We start from the raw sequence: 15,806 nt of genomic DNA on the forward strand, positions 1-15,806 counted from the left end.
ATTTAACATAATTTTAAGTTATGCGACATTCTGTACGCCTACGCGCTTTGCAATGGGGCGGAGCGAGGGCTCGCAGCTCGACCATTGCAAAGCGCAAATCTTGCAAAAAGTCCACGTTCTCTGGAGTGGACTTAAGTCTCATATTCGAGACATCTATTTATAATTTTAATGATATTTTATCTTCTTTAATGGATTGACTAGATAGTAAAGCTTTATACAAAAATAATGGCAATCCATCTTCCATGTCTTTGCTTTTAATTGATTTTGTTCCATCTCTGTATTCAAATATCGCAATAGGGTAGTTGTCTTGATCTGCTATGTAGAATCTTTTATCTTTTACGATAACTTTTTCGTTGGTGAATTCATGTTGTAGCATTCTCATAAACTTACTTTCATTGGGTGATAGTAAGTTGAGTTGCCTTATTCGATCTGCATCTGTTTCATAGCGGATTTTTGCTTTTTGCCTTTCTGTATAATTTATTATTTTTCTTTTTTTGGCTTCTGGCATTTCTTTCTTTTTATTGATACCAATGAAATAGCCAATGGCTATTCCAATGATTAAAAATATGATTTGGCTCATCTTCTTCCTTAATAGTCAGGATCAATATTTATTATTAGTCGGCTTTTTTTATTTCTTCGATATATTTTGTTACATCTTTTGCAGTTATTTCTTTTAAGTGTTTATAAATTAAAGCATTTATTACATCAGCTTCCTCAATTCTTTCCTTTTTTTCGATAATAAAGTCTAGTGATTTTTCTTTTATTGCTTCCACAAATTCCCCTCTAATTCTATAAGTTTTTGATAAGTCTGATTTTTTCATGTGATTTCCTAACAATGTTTAATGCAACAGCATTATTGTGTCACACGTTGCTTTGTTACGTGCAATTCTGTTATCTTTCTGTCAATTTGTTGCGTGTGATGTTGTTGCATGTAAATATTTGATATTTCAAGATGGGGCATAACATGAATAAAGAACAAGCTTTAGCTCGGATTGAAAGTTATTTTGTGGCGCATGGTATTTCTACAATGCCAGATTACTACAAGGGGATTATTGCAGGCTTTCTATCTGCCTGTTCTCTTACTGATGTATTCAGTGATGATGAATTGGTTGCTTTGCAAGATCGTCTTGATAGTCTCTAATCATGCTAGACAAAATTGTAATGTGGATACCTGTCAAGACTGATCTTGTTGAATTAACAAGCGACGGTAGACACTGCATTATTTGTTTTGACCTGCTTGACCTGAATCTTAAAGTTGGCTCTTACGATGTATACAAGGATGAAGATGGGAATGTAAAAACTCAAATCCTGCATCATGTCTGGTCAAAAATCCCCACCTCTCATACTGCCATGTCATTCAAGCTGTTCCATGATGTTCCTGGGCATCCGTATGTGGAACTGAAATGTTCACCTGCCAAGATCATGCAAGGGCATAACGTATACGGCACTGACTGGATAGAAGAGGGTGCTTTGGAAATGTTGGGCTTCTTGGCTCAATCAAACCCTGCGCTTTATGACATCCTCGATGTCGGCATGACTGAGGTTAAGCAACTCGACGCAACCTACTCATTCCGTTTTCGTGATGACCGAGAAGCTGAAAAGGTTCTGGCCTTGATGCGGAATGTCTCAACACAGCACATCCGCAAATCCACCAAAGATGCCATGTTCAAGAATACGCTGTATTTCGGTTCTGAACGTTGCAAGCGTTTTGCCCGTAAAGTGTATGTGAAGTCCAATGAGTTCCACGAACAATTACAGGAACAAATCAAGCTTGCCAAGGCAAATGACAAATGTGCCCAGCGTGTCGTTAAGGTCATGTCCGATCCTGAACTACAGGCCTTTGCACGTGGTCTATTAAGATTTGAAACAGGCATCAAAGCCTACGTTATGAAAGAACTCGATATCCCAACTAATTTATTCCAGCTTATCCGTTACCAAAAATCCAATCCCAATTTTTTACAAGACATCTGGCTTAAAGCAAATCGTCAATTATTCCAAGCATTTGAGGGTACAAACATGAAAGTATCTGACCATGAAACTGTATTTAAAAATATTCTTGCCGTTCACCAAACCGTATCCACTGAAAAGAAAATCTGTACAAGAAAGGTCGATGAACTCATGGAGTTTTACCTCCTACTGGAGAGCATTGGCCACAATGAAACCAAAAAGAAATATACCCACAAGCGTTTCCTCAACCTTGCAGCGGACCTGATTGATGCGGGCTTTAGTGGCACATACCTCCAGCGCCTACATGAGAAGCCGTCACAGAACTTTTCCCGTTTTGACGTCTATATCCAGATATTCAAGGCTTTCAGGAAAGAAATCCCTGCGGGCACGGTGTCAGACCGTAAGGCTCGGAATATCGAGCGTTTCTACTATGACATTGAAAAATTTGGCTTTGATGAAATGCGAACTAAATATAGCAAAGCTCAATTCTGTAAATTGGTAGCAGCTTTAGAAAAGTGTGGTTATTCAAAAGTTTATATCCAAAACCTACATGTCCAGTCAAGCAACAACGTTATCCCATTTATCAAAATGTTCGAAATGAAATTTGAAGATCAGCTACCGCCAAACTTTATCGAACCCGTTTCAACGTTCAGTTATCAACTACGTACCGCATAAGGTGAATACCATGTCTCAATTAATCTTTAAAGCAAAACTACTCGATATCCTAACCTCAGTGGGTGACAAGGGCGAACTCAAGATGCGTCTTGTTTTCAAGTCCCAAAAATATGATAAGGGTTTGGATGAAATTGTCCCTTGTTCTCAAAATGTCTCTGTTATTTCAGATCATCATCATATGAAAGACTTTTACATGTCATTCAAAGGTCGTGAAATCTATCTGCCAGTTGAGTTATCAACCCAAATGAATGGCATGAACATATTTTATAAAACCACTGGAGATGGCAAGCCTCTCCAGTTGGAAGAAAAAGCGGTTAAAGCTGCATAAGGAATCTAAGAAATGGCACTGGTTTGCAATCAACTCGACTCGACAACTAACCAGTGCCTTGAATGGGTAGAAATGCCCACTGTGCTGCCGAAGCTCACACTAGTAGAGGGTAATACCATTGGTTTTGCTTGTCTAATGGTGTTTGCAACGGTCTTTGTAATCAAGAAGTGCATCAAAGCACTACATTAAAAGGAGTCCATCATGGACAAATTAACCCAAGATCAAGTAAATGAAGCAATGAACAAAACCTATGGCAACCCTGCTGCTTTTGCTGCTGCTGTGAAGAAATATGGCTTTGGTATTGCTGTATCTGCTGCGCTTATGAGCAACGCTAATGCTGCACCAATTGACGTTACATCAGTGGTTGGAACCATCACAGATGGCGTGACAACTGTAAGCTCTATTGGGCTTGCTGTGCTGTCTTTAGTTGTAGTTATCAAAGTGTTCAAGTGGGCACGATCAGCAATGTAATAACGATGCCCTCGTTTGAGGGCATTTCTTTTTAACTGGGTGAAATATGGACATAGAAAGTTTAGGGGCATATATATGCATAATCATGTGGCTAATCGTGGGCGCAAGGCTCTTTTAAAACAAATCTTCTCTGTATTTCTTATATTTACGCTTTACTTCAATTGTTTTAATTCTGCTTATGCTGCTGGTGGTTTTGCTCCTTGGTCTATTACAAATACAGTTGTTCAAGGTGCTTCTACAGTGCTGACAGGTACGAAAGAAGTCATTTTGAATGGTGCAAAAAAAATAGCTACTGGTACAGCAAAGATTACACCTACGGCTGCTCAGGTCTCGAAAGTACTAGCGCGTGGCGCTGCTGGTTATGCTTTATCAGTAGCAGTGCAACAATTGCTTGGCGCTGTTGATTGGGTTCTTGATCCTGCGAATAATCGAATTACTTACGTTGATCCTAACGTAAAAAGTCCTGCTGATAAATATTGTCAAGAACAAGCTGCAATTAAGTACGGTGCTGGTAGTGAATGGGCGAAAAAAGCTGTTTATGCTAAAGTTGGTCTTTATGCTGGTTATTGTATTTTATCTGATAATCCAAATTTTCCTTTATTCCCAGCTGGGACTCAAAATACTACTATTCCTGAAGAAGATAGAAAATCAATTCCTTTAGATACTGTTGCTCAACAGGTTATTTCTAATGCTGAAAATGGAGATACTAACGCACAAGTAGCAACAACTGCTGCTGCTGCTGACATTATCAATGATGCTCAAACAGACAATACAAAAGCCCGTCCTATTATCAATCAACTTGAAAATACGCAATCTATTCCTACAGATCAGACAGCAAAAGGTGATGCTGTACCTAAAGAAAATGCGAATACTGAAAATCCCAGCTCGTCGGTAGCTGCCCCTGCAACAGATTTAACTTTAGATTTTCCGATTTTCTGTGACTGGGCGCCAAGTATTTGTCAAGCTGCTAAATGGGTCATTACACAGCCACAAGTATGGGCTGATGCTGTTACAGATTCTTGGGACTGGACTAAAACAAAATATGAAGCTGCTGTGACATCAATTACAGACTTCTTTAAAAATGAACCTAATCCTGATTCTGATAATAGTCTGCCAGTCCAAGACATACCTTTGCCAGAACTAAATACGGGCACATTTAAAGCAACTGCAGGCTGTCCTGCACCTATTCCCATAAATATCACAATTGGCACAAAAGGTACTGGATCAATTAGTTATGAACCTATTTGTCAGTTTGCTTCGAAATGGTCTTTTGTTGCTCCGCTAATAGGCTTTCTATCAGGTGCAATGATTCTTGTTGGGGTTGGCCGTAAAGGTGAGGATTCAGAGATATGAGCTTGAAATCAATACTTGTATCTGTCGCAGATGCAACATTATCAAAAACAGGAAAATCACTTTTAAAGGGTTTGGGTTTAGGGGTGTTTTCTAGTGCTGTTGTACTCACTTTGTTTAATCAATTGATTTCTTACGCTCAAACTGAGTGGGGCAAAATGTCTGCTGACGTATTGCAGATACTTGCCCTGGGCAATATTGACTACGGGCTGTCAATCATTGTTGGGGCATGTGTTCTCAAGGTTACATTGATGATTAACAAGGTCTCTTTAGGAAAGGCATCAAGCTAATGGCTATTTATTTAATTGTTGGGCAGCCACGACACGGAAAAAGCCAATTTGCTGCTAAAATGGCTTATGAATATCACGAAAAAAACATTGAGATTCAAAAACGTATAGATTCTGGAAAGTTTAATCCTGAAACGGACATTGTGCGACAAATTTACTCAGATATTGAGGGTCATGCAGAAAAGTGTGACTTTATAAAACTTGCACCAAAAGATTGGCGTGATGTTCCTGATAATTCCATTATTTTTATGGATGAAATACATAAAAGGCCTGAATATACTGATAATGATGGCAAAATGTCTCAAAATCCCATGATTGTTGATTTAACAACGCATGGGCATCAAAATAAAGACATTATCTTGATGACTCAAGACCCACAAAGACTAAACAAGGGTATTAGAGCATTAGTTGAAAAAATGTACTTGGTTAAACGACCAGTTCAAAAACCTAATTTTGCTACTATCTATGAATTTGAAAGATGGCTTCGTGATCCGTGGCAAGCTGCTGCATCAACACGTACTGTTAATTATCAGGACAGCTATAAATTCTTCTATAAGAAAAAATGGCAAGACATGTACACCAGTGCATCTGCTCATACTTCAGTACAGTTCAAAATACAAAGTAAGTTCATTTACGCAATCATTGCCATTGTGGTTTTAATGTCTGCGTCATGGTTTCTGTTTACAAAGTCGGGCGGTGACAAGCTCGCACGTAATGCCATAGGTGGCATGACAGGGCAAAAACCTACTGAAGAAAATAAAAGTCAATCGACTCAGAGTACGCAATCTGTCCCCAGTGGTACCCAGAATTTAGATACAGAATGCAGAAAAGGCGCAAATGTTGAAAAACCTGAATGTGTAAAATGGTTTGATCAGATTACCAAAAATGGTTCTTCGGTTTCCCCTGGGGAGAATGGCCATACAACTGTTGCATATAATCCAGCTCAACCGTTTGATAATGACATACAAAACCATGTTTCTTATGAAGTTACGGCAAAACCATTATTTAGTGGTTGTATGAAAACAGGTAGTAAATATCAAGCATATACACAACAAGGGACAAAACTTGATGTATCACAAGCCGACTGTCAGCGTCTCATTGAGAACAACGACAGACCTTTTAATTACTTTGTCAATAATCGGACTGATATGTCGAGTACAGAGATGCAGCGAAGCGAAGTTTCTACACAGACAAACCAGCCGACCCTTTAAGATTTCCCGCAACGATGTACAACCCGGGGCGATCAACGCCCTTTTTTATTGCCATTGCAAAAATAGGGCAGAGATCATTAATTCAAAAACACGATAAAAAATAAATAATGATAGAAATAAAATGTTTGACAATCTTATTACGACAAATAATGACGTTACAAGATCAAATATTCATCATAAGCAAAACATGTGCCAATAGTGTTTTGTCAATATATATTGTGTATTTTAAGATGAAAGGTTATTTCACGCCTTGCCACAATTCATCAAAATCATGCTCTATGCCTCGTTGCGTATGATCTTGGCATGGCGTTATTGGTTCTTGCTGCGAGAATTATATTTATGGCTATTCGGAATAAGGTGTGGAAACTGCCATTTGTTGGTAATTCAAAATAATTCCAATTAACTCTTGTTTTGTGAGCGGTCACACTTTATAATTAACACATAGACAAGGAGATTGATAATGAAATTATTCCACACAAGCCCAAACAAAATTGAGAAAGTTTCTAAGTTTGGTAACTTTGATGATTGCTTATTCTTCTCTACAAATGTTTATGAAATGTCAGCAGGTGAAACTATCACTTACTCAATTAATGCTGATGATATGCGCTTTATCGATGCTTCTGATTTGCATGATAGTGAAGTCATAGCGGAAATTGCTGAACGATTTGAGATTGATTTAGATGATGCAGAAAGCTTATTAGATGGCTCAGATAGTGTTTGGAATCATGACTTTGCTGATGCTGAAAACGATTGGTTCATTCAAGCTAAACGTGGTGAATGTGCTAAAAGAATGGGCTTTGATGGTTGTAAAGATCATGATGAGCAAGGTGTGGTTTACATCATCCCAATGCTCAATCGTGAATCAATCTTAGTTGAGGAGTAATTAAAATGGCTCAGACAGCAGCAGAGCGCAAAGCTAAACAACGTCAAGAAATGTTAGACAAAGGCTTTGTTCGCAAAGACCTTTGGTTATCAAAAGAAAGTCTTGATTTGATCGAAAAATATAAAACAGAAAATAACTTAAAGTCGAACGATGATGCGCTTAATCAATTATTAAAGGCTCTAAATTAAGAGCCTTTCCACACGTTATTCCGAATAGCCATATTTATGTGCTTAAATTTGACCATCCTTGCCCTGATTACAAAATCCTCCCTCATGTTCTATGAGGGATTAACCATAAAAGCCTTTCAGGGGAATTGTCGTGCCCGAGCAGTGCGCAGGGTCGACAAGGCGTAGTCTAAGGCTTTTAATATGGTGGTCTATGAACACGGATAAACTAATCACAATGCTTGACTCGTATCTCGAGTTGCTCCAGGAGCAAAATGCACCTGACGAACAGATCACAGAGGTTAAGTTGATGGTATGGGCAATACAGCAGGATATGAAACTGCAACGGTTCATTAATAACCTGACGGTCAGCAACTCATATTATAGGCGTTAGGATTTCCGCATAACTTAGATTATGTTCATTCGGATAGCGTTGACAGTCAAGCTGTCAATGCTCACCATTGCGATTGTAAGAGCGAGAGCGTTGCTGTAGTGGTGACTTGTATCTGATTTAACATAATATACATTATGCGAAATACAAACTAAATATTTTTCCATCTTAATTTTTAGGATAATTTGCATGATGCTCTGGATCATTTAGGTATCCCTGTAAAAGATCAGACTTTTTCGCTTCAATAACTTCAGCCCTTAGTTTGTAGAAATCTCTCTATAAAATAATGCTTTGAAAAGATGTTTGCTCATTCGTGAGCTGGCGCTGCAAGGTCCTTTCTGATGTATGTGGTTTTTACGCTACCTGTTTTGATGAATTGCAACATTTAAAATGTCTTGTTCTAGAAAACTTTGATGAAAAAATGCAACTATTAAATTGATCAAAATATAAAAACCAGACAGCTATTTAGTATTAACTAAATAGCTGTCTTATGGATTTTAATTTTTATGCTGCAACTTATAGCACTCATCAAGAGCAAGCTCATAATAGGCCAATCCTTCTTTGGCAGCTAAAAAAGCCTTTCTCTGCAAAACTGGATCTTTGTCACACAGTCGCTTGATCAGTTCCATAGCCTCATAAGGATGTAGGTCATCATAATGTGCATGTGCTCTTAACCAGGCAAGTGATCGTTTATTAATATTGACTTCTGGATGTTGGGTGTAGGTTTGAATTCCCTTATACACCTGTATAGTCCAGTCCCCTGTTGCCCACTCAATTGCCAGATTTGTTGCGGCAATGCTTTCGGCCAGACTCCCTCGATAATTGGTTGTCCAGAGAAAATGATTGACTGCATTCATGGCGGCAGGTGGTGTTACTTCATTCAGCATTTCCAGTGTAAGGCCAAAACCCATTGCCCAATCCTGATACCAGTTTAAATGGCGTTCTTCAACCTTAATATTTTGAATAAGCCAGTCCCTGGTTTCAGTTACACCATCCAATGAGAAAGAAGTTGCCTTGGCCAATGCTCCTGCCATATAGGATGGAAAATGAGCAACTAAAGGGTAAAAGTTAAGTAATGCCGAACGAAAACATTCAAGGCTTAATGAACCACTCGCCATGTCTAAAAATAAAGGATGTTTACTCACTCTTTCTTTTGCAGGTAAAAGTCCATCCCAGAACCGTTGAGCCCATTCAGTATGAGGGGTAATTTCTAGTTTTGTTGCATATTGATTCATAGCAGTCATTGCGATGCATCCTATTTCGTATGACTTGATTCAATCACATTCCATGATTGTTGTTTTTGTCTAAATTGCATTCTAATACAGTAAATATACAATCATTACTGTTTAATTTGTAACATTTTTTGTTTCTTTAAGATTTTAGTAAATTGAAACATTAGATCTCTTTAGAAAGTATTATTTTTGACTATTTTAGAATTTAATATATATTTAAAAATCAACGCTTATCACTGATAAAATTTTGATTTTCGCAAGAGGTCTATCATACTAGTTCATAATTAGAACTTCTGATGAAAGTTAGACGTATGATAAATTCTGAATAATAAAACATGATTGAGTTAAAAAAATTAATAATTTTTTATAATATGATACACATTTTTTTTAAAATCAGTGTAACGTAGTAAAAAATAATTCCTATTTGATATTTATAACAATATTTGGAAGTGGTGAGAGATAAGATGAAGTTGAAAGCTTCCAATATATTGAGACAAGAACAAATCGACTTACTAATTTCTCGCGGGCTAAATTTAGTTTGGTTTCCTAAAGAATTAGAAGTGATCTATCGAGATCAATACAGAAATGAGGCTGCCCATGAGTTTCGTTATCGTGCGCCTATCATTCTAGGTTTATATTTATTTCTTAGTTTCGGTACCTATCAGGTATTACCCCCTGTTTTGCGTCTTGAATGGGGTGCGTATTACGGTTGGGTCGGTATTATCATTTTACTCGCCTGGCTACTAGCCTTTGTTCCCATCATGAATAAATGGTTTGATCATTATGTTTGTCTGGGATCAATGGGCGCTGTTGCAATTATATTCACCTTGATCAACGTATTAGAACAAGGCCAACATAATGTGCTATTTCATGCTGCCATGATGTATGCAGTCGTGATTATTTATGGCTTTGTGGGAATGCGTTTCTACACAGCCATTCTTGCTGGATGGTGTGGTGGGCTTGTGGGTTTGATCGTTAGTACATGGCTAAGTGGCTATATTGATTGGACTTTTTTAAACCGCACCTATACTTTTAGCAGCTTTTTGGGTATGGCATTGGCATATGCCACAGACAGGCAACATCGGGAAAACTATTTACAGAATTGTATGATCGAACTTAATCGGCTGGAGCTCATACGTCAGGCACAGCAGCTTTCGGTTCTATCGCGGCAGGATGCCTTAACTGGTTTGGCCAACCGCCGTTATCTAGATGAGGTTCTTGAAAATGAATGGAAACGAGCCATTCGCCATGAAATGCCTATTACAATCATGATGATTGATATTGATTTCTTTAAACTATACAACGATACCCTGGGGCATATCCAAGGAGATCAGTGTTTAAGGCAGATTGCCATTTTATTGGGTTCAATTGCCTCTCGTAGTGGCGATCTCGCTGCCCGTTATGGTGGTGAGGAGTTTCTATTGTTATTCTCCATGACAGATAAGGATCAAGCTGTGATACAGGTACAACGGTTAATGGAGCTGGTTCGCAATATAGGAATTATTCATCCAAGAAGTCATGTTTCCGAGCATGTTACGATTAGTGTGGGGGTGGCAACAGTCACACCGCGTTTAAATGACAGTCTTTCGGAATTTATTTCTCAAGCTGACCATGCATTATATGTGGCCAAGCGTAATGGTAGAAATCAATATTATATTTCCACTTCAGATAATGTTATTTCTGAAGCACTATAATTTTGTTGTTGAATTTAATAATACTTAAAAAGTTTTAAAGATATATTTAAAATACTATTAAAGCCACACATAGAATGAATCATATGTGTGGCCTAATTATAAGCTTATATTAAGGTTCAATTGGCTGAAATGGTGAAATCACATCTGCGTTCTGTGCGCGATGGCGTAGGAAATGATCCATTAACACAATCGCCAGCATGGCTTCGGCAATTGGCGTGGCACGCACACCCACACATGGGTCATGACGACCTTTGGTTAACACATCCGTATTTTCCCGCTCAATTGTAATGGTTTTACCAGACGTGGTAATACTTGCAGTCGGTTTTAAGGCAATTGCAACACGAATGGTTTGACCACTTGAAATCCCACCTAAAATGCCGCCAGCATGATTGGCGAGGAAACCATCTGTAGTCAGTTCATCACGGGTTTCGTGACCAAACTGCCCTGCAACAGCAAAGCCATCACCGATTTCGACACCTTTAACGGCATTAATGCTCATCATGGCATGGGCAATATCAGCATCCAGACGATCAAAAACAGGTTCACCCCAGCCCACTGGTACTTTTTCAGCAAGAATTTCCAGTTTTGCACCACAACTGGTTCCTTGTTCACGTAATGAGGTTACAAGCTGTTCAAAACGCGGCACTGCATCAACATCCCCACAGAAAAATGGGTTGTTCGGTACTTCCAACCAATCCAGCTTCTCAGCAACTTCATTACCAATTTGTGTGACATGGCCGCGAATATCAATACCAAATTTTTCAGCAAGATATTTCTTGGCAATTGCACCAGCGGCAACTCGCATTGCCGTTTCACGCGCACTTGAACGGCCACCACCACGATAGTCACGGAAGCCATATTTCTGTGTATAGGTATAATCAGCATGTCCAGGGCGGAATGTCTGCGCGATATTACCGTAGTCTTTAGATTTCTGATCTGTATTGCGAATCAACAGGCCAATCGGCGTACCTGTGGTTTTACCCTCAAAAACACCTGAAATAATTTCAACCTGATCAGGTTCTTTACGCTGGGTCGCAAACTTTGAGGTTCCTGGTTTACGGCGATCCAGGTCCTTTTGTAAATCATCTTCGCATAGTTCCAAACCTGGTGGTACACCGTCAACAATCGCCATTAATCCAACACCGTGCGACTCGCCACAGGTGGTTACCCGAAAAAGCTGACCAATACTGTTCCCTGCCATTTTTAGCCCCTTAATTTTGAATGGATTGCTGGAATAGATCTTTATAACGACGGCATTGTTCAGCAGTTAATGCAAAAATACCAGAACCACCTTTCTGGAAAGTTAACCAGTGGAAATCAACCGTGTTGAAGTTTTGACGCATTGCCCATTCAGAGTTGCCCACTTCAATCACAATCAGGCCATCCTCTGTAAGATAGTCAGCCGCCTGAGCCAGCATTTTACGAACAAGGTCCAAACCATCCTGACCCGCAGCCAAGGCTAACTCAGGTTCATGCAGGAATTCATCAGGTAAGTCCGCCATATCTTCTGCATCGACATAAGGAGGATTGCTCACGATAAGATCATATTGATTTTCAGCAGGAATTTTTGCAAATAGATCAGATTCAAGCAATGCAATTTGATATTGCTTGTTATGATGCTCTACATTGATTGAAGCGACTTCGAGAGCTTCTTTGGAAATATCGGTTGCATCCACTTCCGAGTCTGGGAAAGCATAAGCCAAGGCCACAGCAATACATCCCGAACCTGTACACATATCCAGAATACGTTGCGGCGTTTTTGCTGCTGGATTCTCAGGTAAATTATTCAAGGCTTCACGCATCTGCCCATTTTCATCCAGACAATATGGCGCAAAACGTTGTTCAATCGCCTCTGCAATTGGTGAACGTGGAATCAGTACACGCTCATCCACATAAAAAGGTTTATTAAAGAAATATGCAAGATTCAATAAATATGAGGTCGGAACACGCTCATTAATACGGCGTTCCAATAAACTTAAAAATTCAGCTTTTTCACTTGGTAAAAGTTTAGCATCTAGAATCTCTGCATCAGCAGACCATTCCAGTGACAATGTTTGCAAAACCAGAGCTGAACTTTCTGCAAAATAATCTTCTGTACCTTGCCCCAAATGTGCATCGTATTGGCGTAATGCGCTCACCCCAAAACGGATAAAATCCCGAATTGTTGATAAATGCTCAGACGCTTCTTGTAAATGTTCAGGGGGAATGGTTGGTCGATCCACGTAGGTCTCCACAGGCAAGGATTGCAAAACGGCTTATTCTATCGTGTTTTTCAACTATTTTTTAATGTTTCATCATTAATCCACTGAAAACAAAAAATAGATCAATTGGATTGATTAAATACTATTCAATATTTTGATTTAATGCTTTAATGTACACACTATGTGTACATACATTGGAGGCTATGATGAGCACATCAATTACATCTCGTGTATTTATGAATGGCAATAGTCAAGCCGTTCGTATTCCACAAGAATTTCGTTTAAATACCAAGCGGGTAGAAATTTTTTTGAATCAGAATGGAGATTTGGTCATTCATCCTATTGCAGATTTAAATGAAAATCGAGGTGAAGCATTATGGCAAGCCTTAAATGAATTTGATGATGACTTTGTTGAGGCTCTAGAAAAAAATCGTTTAGAGGATAACCAAGTACAAGAGCGTGATGCTTTATGAAATATATGCTGGATACCAATATTCTGATCTATTTCATGAAGAATAAACCCCTGAGTGTGATTGAACGAGTCAATCAACTCTCACAGGATGATGAATTGTGTATGTCATTTATCAGTTATGCGGAATTATTAAAAGGAGCCTACGGCAGTCAGCGAAAGACTGTTGTTTTAAAACAGCTTGAAAACCTGATTCTGCGAATCCCTGTCCTTTATAGTACTCAACAACAACTTTGTGAGTACTATGCTCATCATGCACTATTACTCAAACAAGCTGGAACACCGATTGGTAATAATGATTTATGGATTGCAAGTCATGCACTTGCCGAAAAATGTATTTTGGTGAGCAACAATTGTAAGGAATTTAATCGCATTACAGATTTAACACTGGAAAACTGGGCTGATCCAACATGAATCAGCCTTATGAAGTTTAACGAGATAAATATTTGGTCATATCTTCAATGCCTTTTAGTGTCATTGGATACATATGATTTTCAAAAATTTCTTTGATCCAGTTAATGGTCTGGGTGTAATGCCAGTAACCTTCCATTTCAGGATTTAACCAAGCGGTTTTGTCAAAATGCTGACGTAAACGTCTAAGCCATACTTCGCCCGACTCATCATTCATATATTCAACTGAACCACCTGCCGACTTGAGTTCGTATGGTGCCATACTGGCATCACCCACCACAATCACACGGTAATCACGTCCATAGGTATGGAATAGATCCCATGTATTCATGCGTGTTGAACTACGGCGATGGTTGTCTTTCCATACATAGTCATAAAGACAGTTATGGAAGTAGAAATATTCCAGCGTTTTGAATTCTGATTTTGCGGCGCTAAACAACTTCTCACATTCAGCGATATAAGCATCCATTGAACCACCAACATCAAACAGCATCAACACCTTGATACGGTTACGGCGCTCAGGCACGAGTTGTACATCCAAAATACCCTGTTTGGCCGTTTCACGGATGGTACCGTCAACATCGAGTTCTTCGGCTGCACCCTGACGGGCAAACTTACGCAAACGACGCAACGCAATTTGCATCTGGCGTGTTCCCAACACTTGATCGTCATCAAGATTCTGGTATTTGCGCTGTTCCCACACCTTTACCGCTGAACGTTTACGCCCTGGCCCACCGATGCGGACACCTTCTGGATGATCACCAAAAGCACCAAAAGGTGAAGTTCCACCTGTACCAATCATACGATTGCCACCCTGATGTTTTTTATGCTGTTCCCGCAAGCGTTCTTCCAGCATTTTCATCAGTTCTTCAAGCGAACCTGCTTTGAGTAGTTCTGCACGTTGTTCAGGAGTGAGATGTTTCTCCAATAGCTCAAGATCAAACCAGTCTTTTGGTAATTTGTGAACTTGTTTAAGTAATTCATCAAGATCAAAAGTTTCAATACCATCAAAATAGTCTTTCATGGCACGGTCAAACTTGTCAAAGAAACGCTCATCCTTGACCAAAATGGTTTTAGCCAATTGATAGAATTCTTCTTGATCTGCAAAAACCAGACCTGATGCCACCGCCTGATTGAGATCAATCAGCTCACGAGTTGTTACAGGTACACCATATTTGCGCAAGGTGTAAAACAATCGTACAAACATTGGTAAACACTCTTAGCGGCGTGACATAAATGCTAAACGTTCAAGCAGTTGCACATCTTGTTCATTCTTGATTAACGCGCCATACAACGGCGGAATCGCTTTTGACTTATCGTGATTACGCAACACATCCTCAGGCATATCATCTGCCATGAGTAGGCTTAACCAGTCGATCAATTCAGAGGTTGATGGGGGTTTCTTCAAGTTTGGAATTTCACGTAACTTAAAGAACACCTGTAGGGCTTCACTGACCAAAATATTTGAGATATTCGGGAAATGAACCGCGATGATGTCACGCATGGTGGCTTCATCTGGGAACTCAATATAGTGGAAGAAACAACGGCGTAAAAACGCGTCTGGAAGTTCTTTCTCATTATTTGAGGTGATGATCACAATTGGACGTTGGGTCGCAGTGATGGTTTCACCTGTTTCATAGACATAGAACGACATTTTATCGAGTTCATGTAGCAAGTCATTTGGAAACTCAATATCAGCCTTGTCAATTTCATCAATCAGCAATACACAACGTTCTTCGCTGGTAAAGGCTTCCCATAATTTACCTGTTTTAATATAGTTCTTGATGTCATAAACACGATCATCACCCAACTGACTGTCACGTAAACGTGAAACAGCGTCATATTCATACAGGCCTTGCTGGGCTTTGGTGGTTGACTTGATATGCCAGGTAATCAGCTTTAAACCCAGACTTTCAGCCACCTGTTCTGCAAGCAAGGTTTTACCTGTGCCTGGCTCACCTTTGACCAAAAGTGGTTTTTGCAAAGCACGCGCAGCTTTTACTGCAAGTTTAAGGCTTTCAGTTGCAATATATTGATCTGTACCAGTGAAGTGTTGAGTATCAGCAGACATTTAAACAACCTTATTTTTCTA

Annotated in this window: 19 protein-coding genes; 12 read left to right on the top strand and 7 right to left on the bottom strand. The window is 39.3% G+C overall.

Going from position 1 to position 15,806, the window contains the following annotated elements:
• Nucleotides 1-157: 157 nt before the first annotated feature.
• Nucleotides 158-580, bottom strand: a complete 423-nt coding sequence (locus F988_RS06350) for a hypothetical protein (RefSeq protein WP_004681946.1) — start codon at nucleotides 578-580, stop codon at nucleotides 158-160.
• Between the two features lie 34 nt (nucleotides 581-614).
• Nucleotides 615-821 carry a hypothetical protein gene (locus F988_RS06355; protein ID WP_004681947.1) on the bottom strand — a complete coding sequence of 69 codons (207 nt, stop codon included), beginning with the start codon at nucleotides 819-821 and terminating at the stop codon, nucleotides 615-617.
• A 143-nt stretch (nucleotides 822-964) separates the two neighbouring features.
• On the opposite strand from F988_RS06355, the gene F988_RS15210 reads away from it, so the two are divergent.
• The 9 genes from F988_RS15210 to F988_RS06400 all read left to right on the top strand — a co-directional run bounded on the left by F988_RS15210 (nucleotide 965) and on the right by F988_RS06400 (nucleotide 7,340).
• Nucleotides 965-1,141 carry a hypothetical protein gene (locus F988_RS15210; RefSeq protein ID WP_167539030.1) on the top strand — a complete coding sequence of 59 codons (177 nt, stop codon included), beginning with the start codon at nucleotides 965-967 and terminating at the stop codon, nucleotides 1,139-1,141.
• 2 nt (nucleotides 1,142-1,143) lie between these two features.
• Nucleotides 1,144-2,622, top strand: coding sequence for a phage/plasmid replication protein, II/X family (locus F988_RS06365; RefSeq protein ID WP_004681950.1), 1,479 nt, complete (start codon nucleotides 1,144-1,146; stop codon nucleotides 2,620-2,622).
• Nucleotides 2,623-2,632: 10 nt separating this feature from the next.
• The gene (locus tag F988_RS06370) at nucleotides 2,633-2,950 is read left to right on the top strand and encodes a hypothetical protein (RefSeq protein ID WP_004681951.1); all 318 of its coding nucleotides are present in this window, start codon (nucleotides 2,633-2,635) and stop codon (nucleotides 2,948-2,950) included.
• A 201-nt stretch (nucleotides 2,951-3,151) separates the two neighbouring features.
• Nucleotides 3,152-3,421 (top strand): major capsid protein, encoded by a 270-nt coding sequence (locus F988_RS06375; protein ID WP_004681953.1) that lies wholly within the window; start codon nucleotides 3,152-3,154, stop codon nucleotides 3,419-3,421.
• Nucleotides 3,422-3,496: 75 nt separating this feature from the next.
• Nucleotides 3,497-4,774, top strand: coding sequence for a virulence factor TspB C-terminal domain-related protein (locus F988_RS06380; RefSeq protein WP_004681954.1), 1,278 nt, complete (start codon nucleotides 3,497-3,499; stop codon nucleotides 4,772-4,774).
• Complete coding sequence (locus F988_RS06385) at nucleotides 4,771-5,061, top strand: DUF2523 domain-containing protein (protein WP_004681956.1); 291 nt, start codon at nucleotides 4,771-4,773, stop codon at nucleotides 5,059-5,061. The genes F988_RS06380 and F988_RS06385 overlap by 4 nt, the downstream gene beginning before the upstream one ends.
• Nucleotides 5,061-6,269, top strand: coding sequence for a zonular occludens toxin domain-containing protein (locus tag F988_RS06390; RefSeq protein WP_004681958.1), 1,209 nt, complete (start codon nucleotides 5,061-5,063; stop codon nucleotides 6,267-6,269). Before F988_RS06385 ends, F988_RS06390 begins: the two co-directional genes overlap by 1 nt.
• A 460-nt stretch (nucleotides 6,270-6,729) precedes the next feature.
• Nucleotides 6,730-7,152, top strand: coding sequence for an AcrIF11 family anti-CRISPR ADP-ribosyltransferase (locus F988_RS06395; RefSeq protein ID WP_004681960.1), 423 nt, complete (start codon nucleotides 6,730-6,732; stop codon nucleotides 7,150-7,152).
• Nucleotides 7,153-7,157: 5 nt separating this feature from the next.
• Nucleotides 7,158-7,340, top strand: coding sequence for a hypothetical protein (locus F988_RS06400; protein WP_004681961.1), 183 nt, complete (start codon nucleotides 7,158-7,160; stop codon nucleotides 7,338-7,340).
• Between the two features lie 864 nt (nucleotides 7,341-8,204).
• Here the strand turns inward: F988_RS06400 and F988_RS06415 are convergent.
• Nucleotides 8,205-8,951, bottom strand: a complete 747-nt coding sequence (locus F988_RS06415; protein WP_004681963.1) for an iron-containing redox enzyme family protein — start codon at nucleotides 8,949-8,951, stop codon at nucleotides 8,205-8,207.
• 452 nt (nucleotides 8,952-9,403) lie between these two features.
• Between F988_RS06415 and F988_RS06420 the strand changes: the two genes are divergently transcribed.
• Entirely contained in the window at nucleotides 9,404-10,633 is a 1,230-nt protein-coding gene (locus F988_RS06420; protein ID WP_004681965.1) for a GGDEF domain-containing protein, read from the top strand.
• Between the two features lie 109 nt (nucleotides 10,634-10,742).
• Here the strand turns inward: F988_RS06420 and aroC are convergent, their stop codons facing one another.
• On the bottom strand, nucleotides 10,743-11,834 hold the full coding sequence (aroC, locus tag F988_RS06425) for a chorismate synthase (protein ID WP_004681966.1): 1,092 nt from the start codon (nucleotides 11,832-11,834) through the stop codon (nucleotides 10,743-10,745).
• Nucleotides 11,835-11,844: 10 nt separating this feature from the next.
• Nucleotides 11,845-12,855, bottom strand: a complete 1,011-nt coding sequence (gene prmB / locus F988_RS06430) for a 50S ribosomal protein L3 N(5)-glutamine methyltransferase (RefSeq protein ID WP_004681967.1) — start codon at nucleotides 12,853-12,855, stop codon at nucleotides 11,845-11,847.
• 185 nt (nucleotides 12,856-13,040) lie between these two features.
• Between prmB and F988_RS06435 the strand changes: the two genes are divergently transcribed.
• Both F988_RS06435 and F988_RS06440 read left to right on the top strand, forming a co-directional pair.
• Nucleotides 13,041-13,307 (top strand): antitoxin, encoded by a 267-nt coding sequence (locus F988_RS06435; RefSeq protein ID WP_004681968.1) that lies wholly within the window; start codon nucleotides 13,041-13,043, stop codon nucleotides 13,305-13,307.
• Complete coding sequence (locus F988_RS06440) at nucleotides 13,304-13,717, top strand: type II toxin-antitoxin system VapC family toxin (protein ID WP_004681970.1); 414 nt, start codon at nucleotides 13,304-13,306, stop codon at nucleotides 13,715-13,717. The genes F988_RS06435 and F988_RS06440 overlap by 4 nt, the downstream gene beginning before the upstream one ends.
• Nucleotides 13,718-13,733: 16 nt before the next feature.
• Here F988_RS06440 and F988_RS06445 read toward each other — a convergent pair whose 3' ends face one another.
• Together F988_RS06445 and F988_RS06450 are read right to left on the bottom strand one after the other, a co-directional pair.
• On the bottom strand, nucleotides 13,734-14,921 hold the full coding sequence (locus tag F988_RS06445) for a vWA domain-containing protein (protein WP_004681972.1): 1,188 nt from the start codon (nucleotides 14,919-14,921) through the stop codon (nucleotides 13,734-13,736).
• Nucleotides 14,922-14,933: 12 nt separating this feature from the next.
• Nucleotides 14,934-15,785: an AAA family ATPase gene (locus F988_RS06450; RefSeq protein ID WP_004681973.1), complete on the bottom strand. Its 852-nt coding sequence runs from the start codon at nucleotides 15,783-15,785 to the stop codon at nucleotides 14,934-14,936.
• Nucleotides 15,786-15,806: the final 21 nt, after the last annotated feature.

This window comes from Acinetobacter parvus DSM 16617 = CIP 108168 (genome assembly GCF_000368025.1).
In the GTDB taxonomy this organism is placed as follows: Bacteria; Pseudomonadota; Gammaproteobacteria; order Pseudomonadales; family Moraxellaceae; genus Acinetobacter; species Acinetobacter parvus.

Coding starts and splice junctions, on each gene's coding strand:
- F988_RS06445 (WP_004681972.1), bottom strand. CDS start 14,921: ATGTTTGTACGATTGTTTTACACCTTGCGCAAATATGGTGTACCTGTA.
- F988_RS06390 (WP_004681958.1), top strand. CDS start 5,061: ATGGCTATTTATTTAATTGTTGGGCAGCCACGACACGGAAAAAGCCAA.
- F988_RS15210 (WP_167539030.1), top strand. CDS start 965: ATGAATAAAGAACAAGCTTTAGCTCGGATTGAAAGTTATTTTGTGGCG.
- F988_RS06415 (WP_004681963.1), bottom strand. CDS start 8,951: ATGACTGCTATGAATCAATATGCAACAAAACTAGAAATTACCCCTCAT.
- F988_RS06375 (WP_004681953.1), top strand. CDS start 3,152: ATGGACAAATTAACCCAAGATCAAGTAAATGAAGCAATGAACAAAACC.
- F988_RS06435 (WP_004681968.1), top strand. CDS start 13,041: ATGAGCACATCAATTACATCTCGTGTATTTATGAATGGCAATAGTCAA.
- F988_RS06420 (WP_004681965.1), top strand. CDS start 9,404: ATGAAGTTGAAAGCTTCCAATATATTGAGACAAGAACAAATCGACTTA.
- aroC (WP_004681966.1), bottom strand. CDS start 11,834: ATGGCAGGGAACAGTATTGGTCAGCTTTTTCGGGTAACCACCTGTGGC.
- F988_RS06380 (WP_004681954.1), top strand. CDS start 3,497: ATGCATAATCATGTGGCTAATCGTGGGCGCAAGGCTCTTTTAAAACAA.
- F988_RS06365 (WP_004681950.1), top strand. CDS start 1,144: ATGCTAGACAAAATTGTAATGTGGATACCTGTCAAGACTGATCTTGTT.
- F988_RS06350 (WP_004681946.1), bottom strand. CDS start 580: ATGAGCCAAATCATATTTTTAATCATTGGAATAGCCATTGGCTATTTC.
- F988_RS06395 (WP_004681960.1), top strand. CDS start 6,730: ATGAAATTATTCCACACAAGCCCAAACAAAATTGAGAAAGTTTCTAAG.
- F988_RS06385 (WP_004681956.1), top strand. CDS start 4,771: ATGAGCTTGAAATCAATACTTGTATCTGTCGCAGATGCAACATTATCA.
- F988_RS06355 (WP_004681947.1), bottom strand. CDS start 821: ATGAAAAAATCAGACTTATCAAAAACTTATAGAATTAGAGGGGAATTT.
- F988_RS06440 (WP_004681970.1), top strand. CDS start 13,304: ATGAAATATATGCTGGATACCAATATTCTGATCTATTTCATGAAGAAT.
- F988_RS06370 (WP_004681951.1), top strand. CDS start 2,633: ATGTCTCAATTAATCTTTAAAGCAAAACTACTCGATATCCTAACCTCA.
- F988_RS06450 (WP_004681973.1), bottom strand. CDS start 15,785: ATGTCTGCTGATACTCAACACTTCACTGGTACAGATCAATATATTGCA.
- F988_RS06400 (WP_004681961.1), top strand. CDS start 7,158: ATGGCTCAGACAGCAGCAGAGCGCAAAGCTAAACAACGTCAAGAAATG.